Below are 21,756 nucleotides of genomic sequence, written 5' to 3'. Positions count from 1 at the left end.
GTCTCGCCAGCCGGAGCTGAATCCGCTAAACAGTTATCTATAACAAGGTACACTAGCTCCACGTCGACAACTCTGCGAGAGGGAGTGCCAATGACGGCTTCACCGGTCGCCGCTACAACTGTCAAGTTCAATCCCGAGGCCAGGCTTTTTATCGACGGCCGGCTGCGGGATTCGTCGACCGGTAAGACCGTCGACAACATCAACCCGACTAACGAGGAAGTGCTCGGGCTCGCCACCGACGCCAGCGCCGAAGACATGGAGGAGGCCATCGCCGCTGCCCGGCGTGCCTTCGACTCCACCGACTGGTCCACCAACCACGAGTTCCGTCAACGCTGCCTGATGCAGTTGCACGACGCGCTGCAGGAGGAAGCCGAAGACATCCGCGCCGAGCTGATCGCCGAGGTCGGTGCGACGGTGGGGATGACCCACATCGCACAGATGGGATGGCCGCTGGCCGACGCCATCCGGTGGCCGGCCCAGCTGATCTCGACCTTCCAGTGGGAGCGGATGCTCGATCAGGACGCGAAGATGGGCGTGCCGTACAACCGCGTCGTGGTCAAGGAACCGATGGGTGTCGTCGGCGCCATCACGCCGTGGAATTTCCCGTTCGAGATCATCAGCAACAAGGTGGGCCAGATCCTGGCCACCGGCAACACGATGGTGCTCAAGCCGGCCATGGAGACGCCGTGGAGCGCCCTGCGGTGGGGCCGGATCATCGCCGAGAAGACTGACATCCCGGCCGGTGTCGTCAACATCGTCCCGGCGTCGGACAACGACATCGCCCAGGTGCTCGCCACCGACCCGCGGATTGACATGGTCTCCTTCACCGGATCAACAGCTGTCGGCAAACTCATCCAGCGGCTCTCGGCCGACACCATGAAGCGCAACATGCTCGAGCTCGGCGGCAAGTCGGTGTACCTGGTGCTCGATGATGCCGACATGGGCACCGCGCTGCCCGGCTGTATCGGCGCACTGATGCATTCCGGGCAGGGGTGTGCGCTGGCCACTCGGATGCTCGTCCCGCGTTCCCATTACGACCAGGCCGTCGAGGTCGCCTCCGCGACATTCGGCTCCCTGACCGTCGGCGACCCTGCGGATCCGAATACCTTCTGCGGGCCGCTGGTCTCGGCCAAGCAACAGGCCCGGGTGCTGAACTACATCGAGATAGCCAAGCGTGACGGAGGCCGCGTCACCACGGGCGGCGGAGTCCCCGACGGCCTGGACCGCGGATACTTCGTGGCACCGACCGTCGTTGCCGACGTCGCACCGGACCACACGATCTTCCAGGAGGAAGTGTTCGGGCCGGTGCTGTCCATCACGCCGTACGACGGGGGTGACGACGGCGCCGTCGAGTTGGCCAACAACTCCGCCTACGGCCTGGCCGGCGGCATCATGGGCTCCGACGAGCGCGCCATGGCCGTCGCCCGCCGCATCCGCACTGGCTCACTGATGATCAACAGCGGCATGTACTACGGCGCCGACGCCCCCTTCGGCGGCTACAAGATGAGCGGTATCGGCAGGCAGAACGGTATCGAGGGCTTCGAGCAGCATTTACAGACCAAGACGATCGGATACCCCCTGTGAGCGACATCCTCAGCGGAATACGCGTCGTTGAGCTGGCGGCGTGGACATTCGTTCCGGCCGCCGGCGCCGTGCTCGCCGATTGGGGTGCCGACGTCATCAAAATCGAGCACCCCGAGACCGGTGACCCGCAGCGTGGCCTGATCAGCTCCGGGATCGTCACCGGCGCAGGGGGAGTGAATCACTTCATCGAGCAACCGAACCGCGGCAAGCGCAGCATTGGGCTGGACACCTCGACCCCGGACGGGCTCGAGCTGCTGATGAAGCTGCTCGAAACCGCCGACGTCTTTGTCACGAATCTGCTGCCGGATTCGCGCCAGCGGATGGGCATCGACGTCGAGCAGGTACGGGCGCGCAACCCCAAGATCATCTATGCCCGCGGCCACGGCTACGGCACCCGTGGCGACCTCGCCTCGCAGGGCGGCTTCGACCTGGCCGCCTACTGGGCGCGCGGCGGCGTCGGCGATGCCTATTCGGCCGGCGACGGCACCTACCCGCCGATTCAGCGACCGGCATTCGGCGACTCCTATGGCGGGCTGGCGATCGCGGGCGGAATCGCCGCGGCCCTGGTGAAGCGCGAGCGCACCGGCGAACCGTCGGTGGTCGACGTGTCGCTGCTCAACGCCGCGATCTGGCAGTTGGGTCCGGACATCGTCGGATCAGGCGTCACCGGTCAGGACATCCCGAAGTTCAACCTCGACGAGATGCCCAACCCGGTGGCCAGCATCTACAAGACCCGCGACAACCGGTTCATCGCCTTCGTGCTGCTGCAGGCCGACCGATTCTGGGCGGACTTCTGCACCCGGCTGGGCCGCACCGATCTGATCGAGGACGAACGGTTCGCCAACGCGGTCGTGCGGTTCGGCAACCGTCAGGAGTGCATCGGCGAGTTGCGCAGCGCGTTCGAGTCCGAAGATCTCTCCCACTGGGAGAAGGCATTTGCTGGTTTCGACGGGGTGTGGGACGTCATGCACACCGCTCACGAGGTGCACAGCGACCCGCAGGTGATCGCCAACGGGTATTTGCCCAAAGTCACCGATGCGAACGACAACGAGTTCGCGCTGGCGGCCAGCCCCGTGCAGTTCGACGAGGCTCCGCTGGACCTGACGTGTGCGCCGGGCCACGGTGAGCACACCGATGCGCTACTTGCTGAGCTCGGCTTCAGTGAGGAAGAAATCATCGAATTCAAAATCAATTCGGTTGTGCTGTAGTGGGTTCGGAGGAACTTGCGCGGCGCTTCCTGCACGTCAATCTCAACTGTGAATCGCTGGACGCCACCGAGGGGCTCTACGTCGAGCAGCTTGGACTGTCGGCGCGAATGCGCACCGATCCCAAAGTTCCGACCGACGGCAGCATCCTCGGCATCAACGGCGACGAAACGTTCTGTGAGACATCGTTTCTCTACGATTCGCGAGGCGGCCGCGCCGGCTGCGCTTTGGAGGCCATCGAGTTTCACAATCCGGCGCTGAAAGCCGACCCGAACAGTGACCCGACTCGTCCCGGCATCCGGTCGACGCTGCTGACAGTGGCCGATCTCGATGCAACCGTCATAGCGTTGCGTGAGGCCGGCATCACCGTGGGCGGGCCGGTCGACGGCCTGATCTCCGGCTCTAAATCGGTTCTCGCGGTCGACCCCGACGGAGCGGTCATCGAGCTCACCGAAGCCCCGAGCGATAAGCCGGGGGCGGTGTTCGCCGGAATCCGCATCGCCGCCATCGACGCAGTGGCCACCGGAGAGTTCCTTGCCGCGATCGGTTTCACTCAGGTGCAGGCGCCGATTCAAGTCGAGGTGGCCGGCGACCAACTCACGCCTGGCGGGTCACCCGATGCCGTCAAATGCGCGGTGGCGCGCTACGCGCTTCCTGAGGACGCCCATCAGTTCAGCCTCACCATTGTTGAACATCCCGACACCCGTGGCGCGGACCCGGTGCCGTGGGGCGGCAACCATCAAGGGCTGTACCGCTGCGCGCTGCGGGTGGAAAACACCGAGGCGGCAATGGCGTTGGTCCCGAATTTCGTTGAGGCCATGGGTGATCCGGTGTGGTGCCCGTTGCCGGGGACGAAGATCGAGGGGCTGTATATCTCCTTCCTGCGTTCGCCCGACGGAGTGGTATTCGAATTCGTCGAGCGGCCGCTGAAGTACTTCAGTCCGGCCGTGGAAAGGGGTTGAGCGTTGGACCTGGGAGTGCGCGGCAAGGGTTATGTCGTCGTCGGCGGGACGGCGGGTATGGGACTGGCGGCAGCACGGGCGCTGGCTCGCGAGGGTGCGTCGGTCGTCGTGGTCGGGCGCGACCCACAGCGGGGAAAGAACGCCGCGGAAGAAGTCGCCGCAGCGGGTGCGGCCTCGGCGCATGACCTGGTCTTCGACGTGAGTCAGCCCGGAGCGGCAGTGGCCGCGGTCGACGAGGCAGTGCGGCTTCTCGGCAGGCTCGACGGCATCGCGGTCACAATGGGCACCGCCGGAATGATGCCGATCGACGCCGACGACGACGCCTGGGACACCGCGTTTCACGACGTCTTGCTGGCCACCGTCCGCAGCGTGCAGGCGGCACTGCCGCACCTCGCGGTCAACGGAGGCGCGATCGTGACCACCGCCGCGTACTCGGCGCGCTCGCCGCACGAGCCCCGGCTGCCCTACGCCAGCCTCAAGGCGGCCGTTGCCACCTTCACCCGCGGCATCGCGCGCACCCATGGCAAATCGGGCATCCGGGCGAACAGCGTAGCCCCCGGTGCCGTGGAAACCGATGCGCTGCATGCCATCCGGGGATACGTCGCCGAAAGCAAGGGCTATCCCTACGACGAGGCCCTCGAGCGGGCACTGGTGGAGGATTTCGGGTTCGACGCCGCGCTCGGGCGCCCCGGACAGCCTGATGAGATCGGCGCACTGATCGCGTTCCTGCTGTCGGACATCTGCGCGTTCGTCACCGGCCAGACCATCTACGCCGACGGTGGCGCGCCCTAGTAACGAACTCAGGCCGTCGGCAGCGGCCCGGCCAGCCCGCGGGGCGAAGTGCCGTAGAGCCAGCTGACGGCCTGTCCGATCTCCGAAAAGCCTAGGGAGGAACCGTCTTTGGCGTGGTAGGCGCCAGGAGCCTCGGTAAAGCCCTCGATGCGGGTCAGCTTGTCGCCGTTGATACGCAGGATCTGCCCGGTGAGCCACGACGACTGCGCAGATTGCAGCCAGGCCACCACAGCGGAGCTGCGGGCGGGATCCAGCGCGGGATCGTCAGCCCGGGCGCCGAAGACATCGGCGGTCATTCGCGACATCGCCAGTGGCGAGATCGCATTGACTGCAACACCGTAACGCTGTGCCTCCATCGCGGTGACGAGCGTCAGGTTGGCGATCGCGGCCTTGGCCGCGCCGTAAGCGCTCTGCCCGACATTGCCCCACAAGCCCGCGCCGGACACCGTATTGACGACGTGCGCGTCAATCGGGTTGCCTGCCTTGAACTGAGCGCGCCAGTACTCGCAGGCATGTCGGGTGACCGCGAAGGTACCTTTGAGATGTACGGCGATGACGGCGTCCCAATCGGCCTCGCTGGAGGCGGCCACCATGGAATCCCGCAGGATGCCCGCGTTGTTCACCACTCCAGTCAGGCAACCGAAAGTGTCGATGGCGGTGGAGATCATGTCGGCGACGTCGTCCCACGCCGACACCGAACCCGTGTGCGCGACGGCCTTGCCGCCGGACGCCTCGATCTCGGCCACGACGTCCGCCGCGGGACCTTCCTCGTCACTGCGTGAGCCATCCCTGCCGACACCTGGATCGTTCACCACGACGGCCGCACCCTGCTTGGCCAACTCGAGGCAGTGGGCTCGGCCGATTCCCCGGCCGCCGCCCGTCACCAAAACGACCTTGCCGGTCAGTGGACCTTCAGGCATGCTCGTTAGCCCCTTCACTTCGAGAACAATTCGGTGATGAGTTGCCGGCGTTGCGACCAGTCTGCTGCGCGCAGGTCGACGTATCCGGACTCGGTAACGATTACGTCCACGTCATGGGCGGGCGTGGAGGCGGGACGGCTGAGCTGCTCGACGAGCGGTGAGCGTCCGTTCAGCTGAGTCGGAACGGCGATGATCGACAGACCGCCGCGGCTCATCCTCGCGGCGGCGCAATAGTCGGGGTGGCCGCCGATGCCACCGATTACCTTGTCGCCCAAGCCTTCGACGTTGATCTGCCCGTATAGGTCGATCTCGATGGCGGTGTTCACTGCGACCAGCGGTGACCCGCGCGACAGCCGGGTGAGGTCGTGGGTGTAGTCGAGTCCGCTCAGGATCCGGCGTCCATCGGCCCAGTCGTAGAGCACGTCGCTGCCCAGGAGATACGTCGCGGAGGGTGTACCCGCCAGCAGGCCGCGCTTGTCGAGGTCGACGACGGCGTCGGTGAGTAACCCGGTGTCGATATGCAACGGCACCTGTGCCCGGCGTAGCAGTGCGGTGCCGAGCTGGCCTGGCCCGTACTGGATCCGGGCATCTTCGGGGAGCAACTTCAGTACTGCGTCCGCGAGCTCGTCGTGTATCGGCTCGGGGTCGCGCTGCGGTACTCGCAGCGGTCCGGTTGCGACCGTGCCGATCACCTCGACAGTCGACGGATCGAGTGCAGGCCCGGCATCCGCCGCGGGAGCCGAGGTGTCGATGACCGCGAGAGTCCTTGCGCCGTTATCCATTACCGCGCGTTGCCAGGACACCTCGGGGCCGAACTGCAGCAAGCCATCTCTTCGTACCAGCCGGGTGAGCAGCACCTGAGGCCGCAACACGTCAGCCAGCAGCGCGGGAATCGCGGCCAGCCGCGTCGGCAGGAATCGCACCTTCGAGCTGCGCAATACGTCGCGCACGCCCCAACCGGGCATCAACGCAACCACTTCGGCGAACGCGTCTGCGTCCAGGCCGTCGATCGGGGCGGGCAGCCAGCCCAGTACCAGCCGCACCGAACCGACCTCCCTGGCCGCGGCGCTCAGCGCCGCGCCAACCGACCCGCCGTCGTCGAGGCAGCCCAGCGCGCCAACTCCGTCGCCGAGGGCAACCGTCATTCCGGGCCGCAGCGCGGCGCGCAGCGCGGCAGTGAAGCCGGCCCTGCTCAAAGGGCTCAAACTCGTTGTCATCGCGGTTCTTTGGGAAGTCCGAGTACCCGCTCACCGAGGATGTTGCGCTGAATCTCGCTGGTACCGCCCAGAATGGTCTGCGCCCGCCCGACCAGCATGTGATGCACCAGCCCGTCGTCGGCCGGGTCGACGCACGCGTCGATGCCCAGCACCTCAGTGGTCATATCACCCAGGTCCTGATCGGTTTCGGAGGTCATAAGCTTGAGTACCGAGAAAGCCGGCGACGTGAGGTCGCCGGAGTCGATGGCGCGCTGCCAGGTGTAGCGCAGCAGCCACATCCGGGCCCACAATCGGGTCATCGACCTCGAGAGCACCGGGTCGAGTAGGTCGCGGTCACGGGCAGCGTCGACCATGCGTTCCTGTAGGCGGAACATCGAGACCGCTTGCGAACCCAATGTCAGGCGCTCACGCCCCAGCGTCACCATCGCCACGGTCCAGCCCTGACCGACGTCACCGATCAGGGCGTCGTCGTCGAGTTCGGCGCCGTCGAAGAAGACTTCGTTGAACTTGCTCTCACCGTCCATCTGCGTCAGCGGACGGACCGTGACCCCCGGGATGTCCATGGGCACAACGAACATCGACAAGTCACGGTGCTTGTCTGGACCTGTGCGGGCGAGCAGCAGCCCGAATCGGGCCGAGGCGGCCGCCGAACTCCACACCTTCTGGCCATCGATCCGCCAACCGGTCGTGGTGCGTTCGGCTCGGGTGCGAACGCCGGCGAGGTCTGAACCGGCACCTGGCTCGGAGAACAACTGACACCAGACGTCGTCGCCCAACCGGATCCGCTCCAGGTAGCGGCCCTTCTGTTCTTGGCTGCCGAACTTGATCAGCACCGGACCGACCAGGTCGGCGCCGGTGATGTTGAGCTGGCGGGGCACGCCGGCGCGTGCGCACTCCTCGGCGAACACAGCCTGATAGGCCACCGTCGCTGCGGCACCGCCGAACTCGCGCGGCCAGTGCAGACACGCGTAGCCGTGGTCGGCCAGGTAGCGGTGCCAGATCCGTCCGGGCCCAACATCATCCGCGGTGGGCGTGGGCCCGTAGTTCCGCAGACCGGCCGGCCTCGGTGCGCTGTGCAGAAACGAGCGGATCTCGGCGCGTAGGGCGTCGACATCGTTGAGCTCTTTCGTCACTTCTGGCGAAGCCGACAGCTGAGTCGACGGGTCCAGCATCGATAAACGGTCCCAGTGCTGGCCCGGGGTGCCCAGTATCACCTCGTCCGTGCGGGCGCGCCGGAAGTACAGGTGTGCGGAATCTTCCCAGGTAAAGCCGATGCCTCCGTGAATCTGGACGTTTGCCTTAGTCGCGTTGCGCAGCGCCTCTGAGCAGACGGCCTTGGCCATGCTCGCCCGCCAGCCCGCTTCGCCGGCGGCCGCGGAGTCCGGATCGTCGAGAGCTTCCAGGGCCGCCTGTGAGGCCGAGCGCGCCCACTCGAGATCGACCAGCATGTCGGCGCACTTGTGCTTGATGGCCTGAAAGCTGCCGATCTGCCGTCCGAACTGCTCACGCGTGCGGGCGTAATCGGTAGCGATCTCGAGCACCCGCTCGCAGGCGCCGACCTGTTCCGCCGACAATACCGCCAGCGCAATGTCGACGTTGCGGTCGACGACGTCGCCAAGGGGTCCTTCGCCGGACAGCCGCAGTGCCGGCGCCGAGCTCAGCGTGATGGTGGCCATCGGCCTGGTGCGGTCGAGCACGCGTTCGGCCTTCGCGACGACGCTGTCGATAGTCGGGTCGAGCAGGAACACCGCCGGCTCGCCATCTTCGTCGATGGCGACCACGACGAGGTCGTCGGCACCGGAGCCGCCCAGCACGTGGCGCACCGTGCCGTCGAGGTTCCAATCATCCCCGGCGCGGGTGGCGCTCAGCGTCACCGCGGACCGTCGCCACAACCCGCCGTCGCCGGTAAGGGCGGCGGCGGCGGTGCGGCGACCTTCGATGAGCCCGGTGAGTCGCTTGTCGGCATCCGGGTCGCGCTCGGTCAGGTCGAGCAGCAGGCCGGTGGCCAGCACCGTGGAGCTGACGAAGGGCACCGGGGCCAGCGCGCGGCCGAGCTCGTGAGCGACCACGCCCAGCGCCGACGCGCCGTAACCTGCGCCGCCCAGGTGTTCGGGCAGCGCTATGGCGGCTATCCCCACCTGGTTGCACAGCACGTCCCACAGCACCGTGTCGAAGCCGGAATGTCCGGCTCCGCCGCCGCGGTCGCCCTCGCCGTATGCCACGGCGCGCACTCGGTCCTCGGATGCCAGTCGCTCACAGGCGGAGCGCACCGACTGCGCGAGTTCCTGACGTTCGTCAGCGGACAACGCCGTCATCGGGTTCCTCCTGCGATCTGCCGGGCCAGCTCGGACTTGGCGACCTTGCCGAGCCCCGTCAGCGGGAACTCGTCGACGAGGACGAGCCGCTCGGGCCACTTCTGCTTCATCAGCCCGCGTTCGTCGAGGAATGCGCAGAGCTCGTCGAGGGTGACGTCGCGATGGCGTGGCGAACGACGCACCACCGCGCACACGAGCTCGCCGCGCAGTTCGTCGGGCTGGCCGAGAACGGCGATTTCGTCGACTAGGGGGTGGGCCAGCAGTTCGTTCTCGATCTCGTCAGGGGCGACGTTCTCGCCCTTGCGAATGATCAAATCCTTGGTGCGACCGGTGACCACGATGCGGCCGTCCGGGCGAAGGTGGCCCCGGTCGCCGCTGCGGAACCACCCGTCCGCGGTGAGCGCGTCGGCCCACTGGTCGTACTGCAGATATCCCGGTGTCAGGTTGTCGCCGCGCAGCTCGATCTCGCCGCTCGCTGCGATCCGCACCTGTGATCCAGGGATGGGCCGGCCCGCGCTGTTGGCCAGTTGTTCGTCGGTGTCGGTGGCCTCGCTGACGCAGATCATCGGCGCCTCGGTCATTCCGTAGGCATGCACGACCGGAACGCGTAGGTGCTCACGCACCTGTCTGTGCACCTCGGGCGGACACGCGGCACCCCCGCCGATCAGCATCCGCAGCGACGGCATCAGCAATTCGGTTGTCGGCGCGGCCATTTGGGCGGCCAGCAGCATCTGGTAGAAGGCGGTGCTCGCTCCGGTCACCGTCACCTCGCGTTCGGCGAGCACCCGGGGCAGGTCGGCTGCGGAAACCTTAGGGATGAGCACCACCGGAAAGTCGCCGAACAGAGCGGTGGCGAGGTAGACCATGCCGCCGATGTGGGCGATGGGGAATGCGATGGTGCCGACTTCCCGCGGATGACTGCCCACACCAAGATGAGCGACATAACCGCGGGCCGCGCTGAGCAACGTGGCGTCGGTGTGACGCACGGCTTTCGGGCGCCCGGTGGTGCCCGACGTGAAGTACACCCAGCGCGGCTCCGCTGCGGAGTGGAGCGCTTCGTACTCGGCGCTTGTGGCCGGCGACGTCTGGAGTCGGCGGACAAGGTCGGCAGGCACCGTGATTGTCGGCAACCCTGGTGCGGCATTGGCGGCCGTCGACTCATCAACCAGCAGGATGTCAGCGCGCGCGACGTCGACCGCCGCGCACACCTCGCGGCACCGATAGAGGTGTAACACCGGGGCCTGCGTAACGGGCATGCGGGCCAGCGCCAGCATCACCACCGCCGCGTTGACGTGTGATGGTAGCTGCCAGGCGACCGTCATTCCGGGACGTACACCGGCATCTGTCAGCCATCCCGCGGCAGCCGAAACCAGTCCCGCGACCTGCGACACGGTGAGTGTCTCGCCGTCGACGTCGCGCAGCAGCGGGCGATCCGGCCGGCCGGCAGCGCACTCGTCCAGCAGCCCGGCGATGGTGCCAGCCGTCACCGCGTTCCTCCCGTCCCGGCCGGCCGTCAGCCCACCCGCGGCCCGGGCGTGAAACTGACCGGCAGTTCGCGCACGGCGTACACCTCGCCCGCGTCCTCGAACAGTTTCGCCTCACCGGCCAACTGGAAGTCGGGTAGCCGCTTGAGCACCTGGGTGATCATCACGTCGAACATCAGCTTGGCATAGTGCGAGCCAAGGCAGCGGTGCATGCCCACACCGAAAGCCATGTGCTTCTTGGCATTTGGGCGATCGAGGTCGAGTTCGTCGGGGTTCTCGAACATTGCGGGGTCTCGGTTGGCCGCAGCCCACATCAGGATCGCCCGGTCGCCCTGGCACAGGTGTTGGCCGTGAAAGTCGGCGTCGCGCGAGACAGTGCGCGCCAGGCCGAGCGTCGGCGTGTACAGGCGCAGCAGCTCATCGGTGGACTTCTTCACCAGGCTCGGATCGGCGGTGAACTTGGCGCGCAGCTCGGCGTCCTTGCACAGCCGCAACAGCACATTGGCGGTGAAGCCACTGGTGGTGTCCATGCCACCGAGCATCATCAGCACGGTGTACATGGTGATCTGGCCATCGTCGAGCGGTTCGCCGTTCAGCGTTCCGCGCAGGATGTCGCTGAACAGGTCATCACCGAGTCCCTCCGCCCGACGCTGCTCCATGTGCTTGACGATCTCGCCGAACATCTCCATCCCCGCGATTCCGGCCTTGTCCGGGTCATGGGCACGGTCGTGCACGGTGGTGTGCACCCAGCCGACCCAGTCCATGAACCGCGACTCGTCGAAGTTCAACAGCCGCAAGATCAACCGCGCCGGCAGCGGCGTCGTGAGCTCACCGACGAGGTCGCACTCACCGCGCTCGATGAAGGCATCGATCGCCTCATTGGTCATCTCGATGGCGGACTCACGAAACCGTTCCGCCGAACCCGGGGAGAATCGCTTGAGGGTGACCTCGCGCAACTCCTGCGTCTCGGGAGGATCCGACTCGATCGGCAGGATCGGCAATGGCAGCTCACTGGCGGGCACACCGACCGAGGGGAAAGAGTTGAACAGGTCGTCGTCGCGGGCCGCTTCGAAGACCGATGCGTAGTCGACCAACGCCCAGAAGCCTTCGTAGTGCTCGGAATATGCTACTGGACAGCCCGATTCGCGCATCTCACGGAACCGGCCGTAGGGGTCATCGCGAAACTCGGGTGAGTGGTGGTCGAGGTCGACCTCGGCGCGCGGGCGCGATTCCGCCTGGGTGTCGGTCATCGGCAGTACTCCCTTCGGGATGGCGGCTACTTGGACAAGATGGCGACGGCTGCGGTTCCGGGGGCCCCATACAACTGGGCCAGCCCGACCTGCGGATCGTTCGGCACCTGACGGTCACCGGCGATACCGCGCAACTGCTGGACGAGCTCGTAGACCTGGCGAAGGCCGGACGCGCCGACCGGTTCGCCGTTCGCCAGTAGGCCGCCGTCGGTGTTGATAGGCAGCCGTCCGCCGATCTTGGTGGCGCCGTCAGCGAGCAGCGCCTCCTGTTCGCCGTCCTTGCACAACCCCGTCTCGGCCATGTGGATGATCTCGGAACCCGAGTCGGTGTCCTGCAATTGCGCGACGTCGACGTCCTCAGGGCCTATCCCGGCCAACTCGTAGGCGGCGCGGGCGGCCTCCGCGGTGGTGCCGGGCACGATCGGCAGCTCGATCGAGGTACGCAGCAGTTCGTAGGCGCCTTCGCGGCGGCTGCGCAGCGCGGTCGAGCGCAGGTAGATCGGGGTATCGGTGTACTGCTTGGCTTTATCGGCCCGGCACACCACGACGGCGGCAGCGCCTTCGTTCGGGTTGCAGTACATGTATTGACGCAGCGGTGCGTTCACGACCGGAGAGCTCAGGATCGCGTCGACGCTCATCGGCTTGCGGCGCCATGCGTGCGGCGCCAGCGCTCCGTTGTCGAAGTTCTTGGCGGCAACGCGGGCCAGGGTCTCCTCGGTGATGCCGTGATCGTGCATGTAGCGCATGATCTTGGTGCCGAAGTAATGCGTGGTCAGGAACATGCCCTGATCGCCGTACCACTGCGGCAACCCCGATACCGACGGGTCGGCGCCGAAGGCGCCGCGCGGGTGCTTGTCCAGCCCGACGCCGACCGCAATGTCGGCTTCGCCGAGTTGGACGTCTCGCGCGGCCAGGGTCAACAGCGAGTTACCGGTCGCGCAGCCGCTCAACGTGGCCCGCGCCGGTAGGCCGGTCATCCCGGCCAACCCCGTCACCGCCTCGGGATTGGCCACCTCGAGGCTGCCCGCATACAGGCTGCCCACGTCGGACCACGCCACCCCGGCATCGCGCAGTGCCCTGCTGATCGCCACGGCGCCCATCTCCAGCGCCGACCGGTCCTCGTACCGCCCGAACGGGTGAAGTCCAACGCCGATGATGGCGATGTCGGGCGTGCTGCTCATCGTGTTCCTTCCGGCAGGCGTCACTGTCGAACCAGCCGTCGACGGGAGCGCGCGTTGACTCAGATACCACTAAGCCTATAACTATATATCTGATTAGTCGGTGCGGGTCTACAATCGGATCGCTGCGCACTGACGGCGTTAGGGCATCAACTCGCAGATGAGGGCTGAGGGCGTTGAGTATTTCTTTGCTGCTGGAGATGGCGGCGTCGGGTGATCCCGACCGGGTTGCCGTGGTGGACGGCGACATTCGGTTGACCACCGCCGACCTCAGCGAGCTCGCCGACGGCGGTGCAGGCGTTATCGTCGCATCCGGGGCATCCCATGTCGCTTACGTCGGCACCGGCGGAGTACTACTCCCGCTGTTGTTATTCTCTTCGGCGCGCGCGAACACGGCGTTCACGCCACTGAATTATCGGCTGAGTCCAGAGGGGCTGCGCGAACTCATCGATCGGCTGCCCTCACCGTTGGTCGTGGTTGACGCCGAGTACCGCGAGATCGTGGCCGGTTTCGGCCAGCAGATGATGACGTCCGACGAGTTCATCGAGGCCGCGCGATCCACCGAGCCCGTCTCGGTCTTCGCCGACCCCGACGACGTGGCGGTCGTGTTGTTCACCTCGGGTACCACGTCGCGGCCCAAAGCCGTTGAGCTGACTCACAACAACCTGACCAGTTATGTCACCGGCACTGTCGAATTCGGTTCCGCCGATCCCGCCGATGCGGCGCTGGTGTGCGTCCCGCCATATCACATCGCGGGGGTCGGGGCCGCATTGTCAAACCTGTATGCCGGACGGGCAATCGTGTACCTGCGCCGGTTCGATCCGCACGAATGGGTTCGACTGGTCCGCGACGAGCGGGTGACCACCGCAACGGTGGTGCCGACCATGCTGTCCCGCATTGTGGCGGTCCTCGAGGAGCGGTCTGCCGAGCTTCCGACGCTGCGCAACTTCGCGTACGGCGGATCGAAGGTGGCGCGACCCCTGGTCCGAAGGGCGCTCGACCTGCTACCGCAGGTCGGCTTCGTCAACGCCTACGGGCTGACCGAGACCAGTTCGACCATTGCGGTGCTCACACCCGACGACCATCGCCTGGCCCACGAGGCGCGAGACGACGCCATCGCCCGTCGACTGACTTCGGTCGGTCGACCGGTCCCCGGCATCGAGGTGCAGATTCGCGCGGAGGACGGCACCGTGCTAGGGCCGGGCGAGACGGGTGAGCTGTTCGTTCGCGGCCCCCAGGTGTCGGGCCGTTACACCGAGATCGGTTCGGTGCTCGATGCGCAGGGCTGGTTCCCGACCAGGGACGTCGCGATGCTGGATGAGGATGGCTACCTGTTCATCGGAGGGCGGTCCGACGACACCATCATCCGGGGCGGCGAGAATATCGCCCCGTCGGAGGTCGAGGACGTGCTCATCGAGCACCCCGACGTCCGCGAGGTCGTCGTCGTCGGGCTGGATGACGCCGAGTGGGGGCAGGCAATCGTAGCGGTGATCGTGCCCGAGGCGGGTGCCGCGCCGGCACCCGAGCAGTTGCGCGAGTTCGCCCGCACCAAGCTGCGCGGGTCCCGCACGCCGGACCGCATCGTGTTCCGGGATGAGCTGCCGACCACGCCGACCGGCAAGGTGCTGCGCCGGGAGATCCTCGAAGGCCTCAAACCGGCGGCAGCCGAGCACTGAATCCGTCTCCCAGACAACAACAAGGAGTCCGACATGATCAAGAACGGCACGCGCCTGCAGAGCCAGGTGTGTGATACCCAGGTGATCGTCGTCAAAGCCGCTGAGAGCCTCGACGATCTGCGTTGCGGGGGCCGGCCGATGCTGCCACTGGACGCCGAGCGGCCCGCCGACGCCACGCTCGACGCGGCCTTCGCCGACGGCACCACGATGGGCAAGCGCTACGTCGACGACGGCGACGCCGAGGTGCTGGTCACCAAGGCGGGCGCCGGTTCACTCAGCATCGGGGGAAAGCCGTTGGCGCTCAAGGAAGCCAAGCCGCTGCCGGCCAGTGACTGACAGCGAGTGGGGAGTGGCCGCCGTCTCGAGGCCGGGCCGTTTAGCATATCGGGCGGGTCGGTGGGGTCAGCGCAGCCGGCCTTCGACGAACACGCTTTCCGGGACGGCGGCATCGAGGCCCGCCGGGACGGCTCGGTTGCTTGCGGCCATCAGATCCTCTGCGCTAGTCGCAGCGGTGACAGTCCAGCCATGCGCTTGCAGCCAGTCGACGACCTCGGTTCGCTCTTCTTCATAGAGCAGGTTGCCAGACTCGGTGATGTCTTTGCCGCCCAGCTTGATTGCGGCCTGTCGGTAGCGTTCCGTTTGCTCCTCGCGACGCGCGAAACTCTCTGGGCTGAAGAACTCGTTGGTGAACGCTTCGACCGCGACACGGCTCCCGGGAGCGCTGAGCGACTGAATTCGATCGAACAACAGGTCCTGGGCATCGGCTGTTAGATAAGGCAACAGCCCTTCCGCCGACCACGCCGTCGGGGCCGACGCGTCAAACCCGGCCTGCACCAGTGCCTTCGGCCAATCCAGACGGAGGTCGACGCCGACGCTGACATGAGAAGCGATCGAGTCGACCGCATGCGATTTCAAGGTGCCGATCTTGAATTCCAGCACCTTCGGCTGATCGATCTCGTAGACCACACACCCTGCGGGCCAGGCGAGTCGCCAGGCGCGTGAGTCCAGACCGGCCGCCAGGATCACGATCTGCCGGATGCCTTCGCCGGCCGCCCCCAGAAAGTAGTCGTCGAAGAACTTCGTCCGGCACGCCGTATAGCCCAGCATCGCCTGCATCCGGTCCTCGAATTGTGGATCGGCACCGACCAATTCGGCCGGTAACTCATCGTCCAGATAAACCCGCCAGATGCCGTCGCCGGCAGCTTCGAGGAACAGTTTTGCGTAGGGATCGCTGATCAGCGGATCGGCGCTGTTGGTCTCCGCGGCCCGCCCGCCGGCAACCCCTAAGGCGGTGGCGCCGACGCTCTCGTTGATGTCCCACGTGTCATTGTCGGTTCTGGCCATCACGGTCCCTTTCGTGGCTCTCGGCGAAACGAGCTATTCCGAGCCTACCCGAAAAGTTAGGCGTGCTTACTAAATGGCTGTTAGCGCTACGTGTGGCCTCCTGCGCTGTTGGCTGCTGCGGACTGTCGGTGACTTAGGCGTTCGCCATTTGCGGGGGCTTGACGGCGTCTGGGTCGGGGTTGGCGATCGGCAGCCCCATGAAGCGACGGGCGTTGTCACCCATGAAGTCATAGGTGCGACGCTCGTCCATACCCTCGGCGTACTGCCAATAGCGCTTTGGCTCCGCCAAGCCCTCGGGATGCGGCCAATCCGAGCCGAACATCACCTTGTCCCATCCGACGGTCTGTACGACGTCGGCCACGGAACCCTCCCAGAACGGGCTGACCCAGATGTTGCGTCGGAACACGTCGTGCGGATGCTCGGGGAAGTTCTGCGGCATCTTGCCGTATGTCGACTGCAGGTCGTCGAACAGCGGCTTGATCCATGCGCTGCCGTTCTCGACGCTGGCGATACGCAACTTCGGGAATCGGGTCAACGTGCCGTGGCAGATCAGGCTGGTCAACATGTCGGCGATCTCTCGGTGGCCCAGCGCGGTCCACTTGAACGCCGACATCTCGAACGCGCTGCTGGTCGACGGCGGCTCCCACTTGTCGATGTACTCCTGCAGCGGAGGTTGGCTGGCGTGCAACACAATCGGTAGGCCTGCGTCCTCGACCTCGCGCCAGAACGGATCGAACTCGGGCAGCGCGGGGGACCGCCAGCCCTTATATCCATTGACTGGCGCCGGCTTGATGAGCGCGACCTTGGCGCCGTTGTCCAGGATGTACTCGAGCTCGCGTCGCGCTGCGTCGACCAGGCCGAGGTTGAGCACCGGCGTCGAGTACACCCGGTTGGCGTGGTTGAACCCCCAATGCTCCAGCATCCATTGGTTCAGCGCATGGATGATCGCCACGGTCAGGTCGGGATCCTCAGCCGATGAGTGCTCGACGAGGTTGGCCAGCGTCGGGTAGTTCAGGCACGCGTCGACGCCCTGGCGGTCGAGCTCGGCGATCCGGTCCTCGGGGTTGCGCGCGCCCGGCGGGGTGTCGATGCCACGACCGGACATCTCTCGCATCGACAGGCCCTCGGGGTTTTGGCCCGAGTAGAACTTCTCGTGCGCGCCGGGGGCTGCGACCCGTTCGAACGTCGGGTTCGGCATGTAGTCGGTGATCTTGTTCAGGATCGCGATGCGGGTGTGCCTGCCGATCTGGACGAACTGCACCTTGGACTGGAACTCCTTCGGCAGATATTTCGTCAGCGCATCGGGGGTCTCATACATGTGCTGATCGGCATCGAAGATCGGTGCGTCGGTGAACTGCGTCATCGTGGTGCCTCTCGCTACTCGACTATGGGCTTGGCTATGAGCTTCGCCGAACTTGACACTTGTGTCAAGTTCGGATGATTCCGTGCCATGATCTGTCGAATAGGTGTATTGATTGCAGTTGACGACACTGTCATATAAGGTCGCCGCATGACGGTGACCTCGGCTTCGGCCACCGAACGGGAATCGGACCCCACCCGCGGTGAGCGCACCCGCGCGGCGATCCTGAACGCCAGTCGCCGTCTGTTTCTGGAACGCGGCTACGCGGGCACGCCGATCAATGCGATCACTGAGGCGTGTGGCATCTCTCGGGCCGGCTTCTACACCTACTTCAAAGACAAGCGCGAGATCTTCAACGTCCTCGGCAAAAACGCCTACCGCGAAGCCCTGGCCGTCATCGCGGAATGGGCCGAGGCCGACGCAGCGTTCGGCCCAGCCGACATCCGGGCCTGGGTCGGTCATTACTTCGACTACATGGATCACCACGGCGCATTCGTACTCGCTTCGGCGCAGTCGGCGCCCGACGACGACGATTTCCGAAACTCCCGCAACCGCATGGTGACTCGGGCGTCATGGAAGCTTGGCCAGGCGATTGCCGGAAACGGCACACACTCGCCAGACGTCGTCGGCGTCGCGGTGATGGGGCTGCTAGACCGCGCCTGGCACACGGTGCACCGGCAGACCGTGGCCGTCGACCGCGACGAGATGATCGCGGTGGTCGCGGAGATGATCGTCGCGATGGCAGCGCCTCTCGCGTCGTGAGCCCGCTGTCGCTCGACGCGCCGGACGTCATCGAGCTCATCCGTGCCCACCACCGCGTGTTTCTCTTCTGCCGCGACGGCGCCGGACGTCCGATCGGCTACGCCATGCGTTCGGTCGCCTATCGCTCCGCCACCCGCTGCCTCTACTTCGCCACCTACGCCAAGAGCGCCAAGGTCCAACACCTGCGCTCGGCTCCCGAGGTCGCCTGCTTAGTCGGCGACGACGAGGGTTGGGTCTCTGTTTGTGGTCATGCTTCCGTCTACCAACCGTCCGCAGCCGAGGTCGACGAGCTCATCGGCGAAAGCTCACCGGATCAACGCGTGCCGGAGGCGGTCGTGACGAACGTCCGCGACCGCCTCCTCAGCGGCAAGCGGTGCTTCGTCGTCCTGACGCTCAACCAGATCCGCGCCGCCGATCTCCCCGATCGACGTGCCTAATCCGCGCAGCTCCGGTCCGATTGCGATGGCCGAGGACGAACTAGCCGAGTTCTTGGCGCAAGGGCCGTCCGGCGCGATCTGTGTCGTCGACACCGACGGCCAGTTGCTGGCCCTACCGGCGCGGGTGGTCGACTTCGATTCCGCCACAATCGCCGTCGTCGTTGATGGTGTGAAGGGTGACGCCGCACAACGCGCTGAAATCCAGGCGTGTGTGGTGGCTGACACCTTCACCGCCTATCGGGACATTCGCGGTGTGATCTCGCAGGGAACAGTGATCTGGCCACCCGCAACGAATCACGTGACCACGCTGACGGTTAGCCGCACACGGACGTTCTCGTTCGCCAACGCTTAGAGGATTGAACGCCGGGATTCTGGCTATTCAGTAGCCATGTCAGGATTCGATACCAGCCAACCGATTACCGACGAGGCGTCCCTCGAGGACATCGACGAGACTGACGGCGCGACCAAGCCGAAGTCCGCCACACCTCCCGCTCAACCCGACGAGCTGGGCGACGCGACGCCCGGCCCGCGCTGACGCGCTCAGGCTTCCGTCACGAGGTGTATCAACGCCTCGGCGTCGGCGATGCTACGCAGCAGGTCGTTGAGATGGGTGCATGTGCTGGTGCCGTGTAATTCGCGGCGCACACGAAAGTGAAGTTCCTGCAACGTCATTCCGGTGATTCGCGCAGCACTGGCGACGGCTCCCGGGCATTCCTGCCACGGCAGCACTCGCGGTGTGGCCCGCGAATCGACGATGACGCCGGTCTGGGCGTCCACGACGGCGTCCAGGGTGTACTCGTGGATGATCGTCTCCACCCCGTCGCTTCGCACGTAGGTGTCGCGGAACATCGCATCGATGCCGACTCGCCCGGTGCGTTCTTCGTAGACGTCGATGCGCCGCCTGCGGCGCATGGCGTGGCGCGGCAGCGCCGCCACTTCGTGCCAGGCCCAGGGGTCCGCAGGATCTTGGCCGTGGTCGAGGTCGGGAGCCTTTGGGCCGGTGACGATCACGGGATCGCCCGCCTCGAACGAAGTCATTAGCAGACCCCCGGTCGCGAAGCCGGCACACTGGTCTGCGACCGGCAGGTAGTATCCGGACTTCGCGACGTCGCCGAGCAGGTTGGACGCCGACAGCGCGTGGCCGGAGATCAGCGTGGCGACGGGAACGTCATCGAGCAGGGTGTAGCGCAGGTCGCGGGCGTGCCGCAGCTCGGGAGCCACCGCGTCGGCCGCGGCGCGGAACCCGCTCATCGCGGGTGCGCCCGCCAGTCGAGACATCGCGACGACGGCTGGCGTGACCTCGACGTGACGCACGACGCGGGCGACCAGCTCGATGGTGGCCGAGAGTGTCGCGGAGCCGAGTTCGGTCACCGTTTCGTCGCCGGCTGTCCACAGATCGCGCGCCCGCCCCCTCAGATATACCGGGTCCAGCGAGCCCTCGTCGCGGGTCATGTCGATCGACGTGGTCCGGCGCGCGGATCGCGGCCGGCGCGGCGGATTGCCGGTCGTGGGGTCGTGCACGCCGTGCAGGGGATGAAGCCCGAATTGCGGAGAGCCCAGGTCCGTCACTGGATGGACTCTAACTCTCCTCGGCCGGTCGGAACGCGAACGTCACCAGCGACTGACCGTCGGCGGTCTCCAGGGTCGTGGTGGTCGAGACCAGGCGCTGACCGATCCGCAGTTCGTCGGCGGTCGCGTCGACGATCAGCGTCTCCACCAGAACGCCCTCGGCCAGCTCGACGAAGCCCACCACATACGGCTGGAACACCTTCGGATCCCGATTGCCCTTGTAGGGCAGCGGTGGCGGGAACTCCTGCGTCGTATAGGTGTACAACGTTCCGGCGGTGGACAATTCGATCGGCTCGATGTCCTGCTGAATGTCAGGGTCGCCGTCGAACAGCTCGGGCCGCTCTGCAGGGAACTTCACCGCACCCGACGAACGCCTGCGCGACGCGAACAGCACCGCACGGCCGCCGTCGACCCGGAACAGTCCCTCGGTGATCAGTGCGGTCATCTCAGGCCACCTCAATGACCATCGCGGCACCCATACCACCGCCGGCGCACATCGACAGCACGCCGATACCCCCACCGCGCCTGCGCAATTCGTAGATCGCCGAGGTGACCATGCGGGCGCCGGTTGCGGCGATCGGGTGGCCCAGGCTGATGCCCGAGCCGTAGACGTTGACGATCTCCTCGTCGAGACCGAGTTCGCGCGCACACGCCACCGCCTGAGCGGCGAACGCCTCGTTGATTTCGAATAGTGCGACATCCTCGAGCTTGCGGCCCGCCAACTCGAGCGCCTTCGGGATAGCTTTGATCGGCCCGCTGCCGGTCCGCGTCGGGTCCAGTCCGACCTGCGTCCAGGAAAGCACGCTTGCCAGCACCTCCCGCTGGGTGTCCGGGCTGGCCAGCGCGACCACTGCCGCTGCGTCGTTGATCCCGGAGGAGTTTCCTGCCGTCACGGTGAAGCCTTCGATCTCAGGATGCAGCACCTTCAGCCCGGCAAGCGACTCCATCGAACTCCCGCGCCGTGGATGCTCGTCCTCGGCGAAGGCAATCACGCTGCCGTCGGCCTGGGGCACCTGGAGCGGGATGATCTCGTCGGTGAACGCCCCAGCGTCGATGGCCTTGATCGCACGCTGGTGGCTGCGCAGCGCCCACTTGTCCTGGTCCTCGCGGGTGATCCCGTACTGAAGGTTGCAGTTGTGCGCGACGGTGATGGACATGTCCATAGCGGGCGCTTCCGCAGTCGGCGGATGCGACTCGGGGAACCACTGCGCATAGTCCTCGGGCGACTTGCCTGTGGTGAAGAGCTTGCGCTTCTGCATGATTGGGCCGGTCGACAGCGACTCCATACCGCCGGCCAGGATGGCGCGGCTCATCCCGGACGCGATCTGCCCGGCGCCCACGGCGATGGCCGAAAGACTCGATGCGCACTGGCGGTTCACGGCGAGCCCGGGAATGTCGAGCATGCCGAGGGCCACCGCGATGTAGCGGGCACTGTCGCCGCCGCCCTGCATGCTCTCGGCCAGCACCAGGTCGTCGAAGTCCGCCGCGTCCAGTCCGGAGCGTTCGACGACGGCCTGCACGACGGGTTTGGCGAGCTCGATCGCGGGCATGTTGGCCAGCGTGCCCTTGCGCGCCGTTCCGATCGGTGTGCGGGCAGCGGCCACGATCGCTGCGCGGGACGTGGTGGTGGCCATGTGTCTCCCAAGTCGTCAGAGTTGACGGGCTGCTTGCCCGACGAGCGAGGCCAGTCTATACCGTTAA

General features: G+C 66.2%; 21 protein-coding genes and 1 pseudogene. 10 read left to right on the top strand and 12 right to left on the bottom strand.

Annotated features, from left to right (window positions below; translation table 11 throughout):
• The first annotated feature begins 90 nt into the window (after window positions 1–90).
• Genes BRW65_RS15145 through BRW65_RS15130 form a run of 4 tightly spaced genes read left to right on the top strand, consistent with a single transcriptional unit; the run spans window position 91 to window position 4,543 of the window.
• Window positions 91–1,584 (top strand): aldehyde dehydrogenase family protein, encoded by a 1,494-nt coding sequence (locus BRW65_RS15145; RefSeq protein WP_073875872.1) that lies wholly within the window; start codon window positions 91–93, stop codon window positions 1,582–1,584.
• The gene (locus BRW65_RS15140; protein WP_073875870.1) at window positions 1,581–2,792 is read left to right on the top strand and encodes a CaiB/BaiF CoA transferase family protein; all 1,212 of its coding nucleotides are present in this window, start codon (window positions 1,581–1,583) and stop codon (window positions 2,790–2,792) included. Before BRW65_RS15145 ends, BRW65_RS15140 begins: the two co-directional genes overlap by 4 nt.
• Complete coding sequence (locus tag BRW65_RS15135) at window positions 2,792–3,751, top strand: VOC family protein (RefSeq protein ID WP_073875868.1); 960 nt, start codon at window positions 2,792–2,794, stop codon at window positions 3,749–3,751. Before BRW65_RS15140 ends, BRW65_RS15135 begins: the two co-directional genes overlap by 1 nt.
• Window positions 3,752–3,766: 15 nt before the next feature.
• Window positions 3,767–4,543, top strand: a complete 777-nt coding sequence (locus BRW65_RS15130; RefSeq protein WP_073875866.1) for an SDR family NAD(P)-dependent oxidoreductase — start codon at window positions 3,767–3,769, stop codon at window positions 4,541–4,543.
• 8 nt (window positions 4,544–4,551) lie between these two features.
• Here BRW65_RS15130 and BRW65_RS15125 read toward each other — a convergent pair whose 3' ends face one another.
• The 7 genes and pseudogenes from BRW65_RS15125 to BRW65_RS15100 form a co-directional block, all read right to left on the bottom strand.
• Window positions 4,552–5,463, bottom strand: coding sequence for an SDR family NAD(P)-dependent oxidoreductase (locus tag BRW65_RS15125; protein ID WP_073875864.1), 912 nt, complete (start codon window positions 5,461–5,463; stop codon window positions 4,552–4,554).
• Window positions 5,464–5,477: 14 nt separating this feature from the next.
• On the bottom strand, window positions 5,478–6,680 hold the full coding sequence (locus tag BRW65_RS15120; RefSeq protein WP_073875862.1) for an acetyl-CoA hydrolase/transferase C-terminal domain-containing protein: 1,203 nt from the start codon (window positions 6,678–6,680) through the stop codon (window positions 5,478–5,480).
• Window positions 6,677–7,852 (bottom strand): acyl-CoA dehydrogenase family protein, encoded by a 1,176-nt coding sequence (locus tag BRW65_RS32800; RefSeq protein WP_347876623.1) that lies wholly within the window; start codon window positions 7,850–7,852, stop codon window positions 6,677–6,679. The genes BRW65_RS15120 and BRW65_RS32800 overlap by 4 nt, the downstream gene beginning before the upstream one ends.
• A 30-nt stretch (window positions 7,853–7,882) precedes the next feature.
• Window positions 7,883–8,995, bottom strand: a pseudogene (locus tag BRW65_RS32795) (acyl-CoA dehydrogenase family protein); the annotation flags it as partial.
• Window positions 8,992–10,482, bottom strand: a complete 1,491-nt coding sequence (locus BRW65_RS15110) for a class I adenylate-forming enzyme family protein (protein WP_073875858.1) — start codon at window positions 10,480–10,482, stop codon at window positions 8,992–8,994. The pseudogene BRW65_RS32795 and the gene BRW65_RS15110, both read right to left, overlap by 4 nt.
• Window positions 10,483–10,508: 26 nt before the next feature.
• Entirely contained in the window at window positions 10,509–11,729 is a 1,221-nt protein-coding gene (locus BRW65_RS15105; RefSeq protein WP_073875856.1) for a cytochrome P450, read from the bottom strand.
• A gap of 26 nt (window positions 11,730–11,755) precedes the next feature.
• A complete protein-coding gene (locus BRW65_RS15100) occupies window positions 11,756–12,910 on the bottom strand; it encodes a thiolase family protein (protein WP_073875854.1) in 1,155 nt (384 codons plus the stop codon).
• 173 nt (window positions 12,911–13,083) lie between these two features.
• Between BRW65_RS15100 and BRW65_RS15095 the strand changes: the two genes are divergently transcribed.
• Window positions 13,084–14,583 (top strand): class I adenylate-forming enzyme family protein, encoded by a 1,500-nt coding sequence (locus BRW65_RS15095; protein ID WP_073875852.1) that lies wholly within the window; start codon window positions 13,084–13,086, stop codon window positions 14,581–14,583.
• A gap of 33 nt (window positions 14,584–14,616) precedes the next feature.
• Window positions 14,617–14,919: a hypothetical protein gene (locus BRW65_RS15090; RefSeq protein ID WP_073875850.1), complete on the top strand. Its 303-nt coding sequence runs from the start codon at window positions 14,617–14,619 to the stop codon at window positions 14,917–14,919.
• Between the two features lie 66 nt (window positions 14,920–14,985).
• On the opposite strand, the gene BRW65_RS15085 is transcribed toward BRW65_RS15090, so the two are convergent.
• A complete protein-coding gene (locus BRW65_RS15085) occupies window positions 14,986–15,927 on the bottom strand; it encodes a class I SAM-dependent methyltransferase (protein WP_073875848.1) in 942 nt (313 codons plus the stop codon).
• Window positions 15,928–16,060: 133 nt separating this feature from the next.
• The gene (locus tag BRW65_RS15080; RefSeq protein ID WP_073875846.1) at window positions 16,061–17,290 is read right to left on the bottom strand and encodes an amidohydrolase family protein; all 1,230 of its coding nucleotides are present in this window, start codon (window positions 17,288–17,290) and stop codon (window positions 16,061–16,063) included.
• A 147-nt stretch (window positions 17,291–17,437) separates the two neighbouring features.
• Here BRW65_RS15080 and BRW65_RS15075 point away from each other — a divergent pair, with 147 nt between their 5' ends.
• The 4 genes from BRW65_RS15075 to BRW65_RS31740 are packed head-to-tail and all read left to right on the top strand — an operon-like array spanning window position 17,438 to window position 19,021.
• The gene (locus BRW65_RS15075; protein WP_036473726.1) at window positions 17,438–18,049 is read left to right on the top strand and encodes a TetR/AcrR family transcriptional regulator; all 612 of its coding nucleotides are present in this window, start codon (window positions 17,438–17,440) and stop codon (window positions 18,047–18,049) included.
• The gene (locus BRW65_RS15070) at window positions 18,046–18,486 is read left to right on the top strand and encodes a pyridoxamine 5'-phosphate oxidase family protein (protein WP_073875844.1); all 441 of its coding nucleotides are present in this window, start codon (window positions 18,046–18,048) and stop codon (window positions 18,484–18,486) included. The genes BRW65_RS15075 and BRW65_RS15070 overlap by 4 nt, the downstream gene beginning before the upstream one ends.
• Window positions 18,487–18,511: 25 nt before the next feature.
• A complete protein-coding gene (locus BRW65_RS15065; protein WP_036473730.1) occupies window positions 18,512–18,838 on the top strand; it encodes a hypothetical protein in 327 nt (108 codons plus the stop codon).
• Window positions 18,839–18,874: 36 nt separating this feature from the next.
• Window positions 18,875–19,021 carry a hypothetical protein gene (locus BRW65_RS31740; protein WP_165796519.1) on the top strand — a complete coding sequence of 49 codons (147 nt, stop codon included), beginning with the start codon at window positions 18,875–18,877 and terminating at the stop codon, window positions 19,019–19,021.
• A gap of 5 nt (window positions 19,022–19,026) precedes the next feature.
• Here the strand turns inward: BRW65_RS31740 and BRW65_RS15060 are convergent, their stop codons facing one another.
• Genes BRW65_RS15060 through BRW65_RS15050 form a run of 3 tightly spaced genes read right to left on the bottom strand, consistent with a single transcriptional unit; the run spans window position 19,027 to window position 21,689 of the window.
• On the bottom strand, window positions 19,027–20,055 hold the full coding sequence (locus BRW65_RS15060; RefSeq protein ID WP_084187828.1) for a DUF2889 domain-containing protein: 1,029 nt from the start codon (window positions 20,053–20,055) through the stop codon (window positions 19,027–19,029).
• Window positions 20,056–20,065: 10 nt separating this feature from the next.
• Window positions 20,066–20,500, bottom strand: coding sequence for a Zn-ribbon domain-containing OB-fold protein (locus tag BRW65_RS15055; RefSeq protein ID WP_073875842.1), 435 nt, complete (start codon window positions 20,498–20,500; stop codon window positions 20,066–20,068).
• A 1-nt stretch (window position 20,501) separates the two neighbouring features.
• Window positions 20,502–21,689, bottom strand: a complete 1,188-nt coding sequence (locus BRW65_RS15050) for a thiolase family protein (protein WP_073875840.1) — start codon at window positions 21,687–21,689, stop codon at window positions 20,502–20,504.
• Between the last annotated feature and the right edge of the window lie 67 nt (window positions 21,690–21,756).

This window comes from Mycobacterium paraffinicum, assembly GCF_001907675.1.
Taxonomy (GTDB): Bacteria; Actinomycetota; Actinomycetes; order Mycobacteriales; family Mycobacteriaceae; genus Mycobacterium; species Mycobacterium paraffinicum_A.
The sequence above is the reverse complement of the archived record's forward strand: the minus strand, read 5'-3'. Positions and strand labels throughout refer to the sequence as shown.

Bases quoted from the DNA above. Each gene is read 5' to 3' on its own strand.
- BRW65_RS15120 (WP_073875862.1), bottom strand. From the start codon at position 6,680: ATGACAACGAGTTTGAGCCCTTTGAGCAGGGCCGGCTTCACTGCCGCG.
- BRW65_RS15105 (WP_073875856.1), bottom strand. From the start codon at position 11,729: ATGACCGACACCCAGGCGGAATCGCGCCCGCGCGCCGAGGTCGACCTC.
- BRW65_RS15090 (WP_073875850.1), top strand. From the start codon at position 14,617: ATGATCAAGAACGGCACGCGCCTGCAGAGCCAGGTGTGTGATACCCAG.
- BRW65_RS15145 (WP_073875872.1), top strand. From the start codon at position 91: ATGACGGCTTCACCGGTCGCCGCTACAACTGTCAAGTTCAATCCCGAG.
- BRW65_RS15050 (WP_073875840.1), bottom strand. From the start codon at position 21,689: ATGGCCACCACCACGTCCCGCGCAGCGATCGTGGCCGCTGCCCGCACA.
- BRW65_RS15125 (WP_073875864.1), bottom strand. From the start codon at position 5,463: ATGCCTGAAGGTCCACTGACCGGCAAGGTCGTTTTGGTGACGGGCGGC.
- BRW65_RS15055 (WP_073875842.1), bottom strand. From the start codon at position 20,500: ATGACCGCACTGATCACCGAGGGACTGTTCCGGGTCGACGGCGGCCGT.
- BRW65_RS32800 (WP_347876623.1), bottom strand. From the start codon at position 7,852: ATGCTGGACCCGTCGACTCAGCTGTCGGCTTCGCCAGAAGTGACGAAA.
- BRW65_RS15100 (WP_073875854.1), bottom strand. From the start codon at position 12,910: ATGAGCAGCACGCCCGACATCGCCATCATCGGCGTTGGACTTCACCCG.
- BRW65_RS15080 (WP_073875846.1), bottom strand. From the start codon at position 17,290: ATGACGCAGTTCACCGACGCACCGATCTTCGATGCCGATCAGCACATG.
- BRW65_RS15065 (WP_036473730.1), top strand. From the start codon at position 18,512: ATGGCCGAGGACGAACTAGCCGAGTTCTTGGCGCAAGGGCCGTCCGGC.
- BRW65_RS15075 (WP_036473726.1), top strand. From the start codon at position 17,438: ATGACGGTGACCTCGGCTTCGGCCACCGAACGGGAATCGGACCCCACC.
- BRW65_RS31740 (WP_165796519.1), top strand. From the start codon at position 18,875: ATGTCAGGATTCGATACCAGCCAACCGATTACCGACGAGGCGTCCCTC.
- BRW65_RS15085 (WP_073875848.1), bottom strand. From the start codon at position 15,927: ATGGCCAGAACCGACAATGACACGTGGGACATCAACGAGAGCGTCGGC.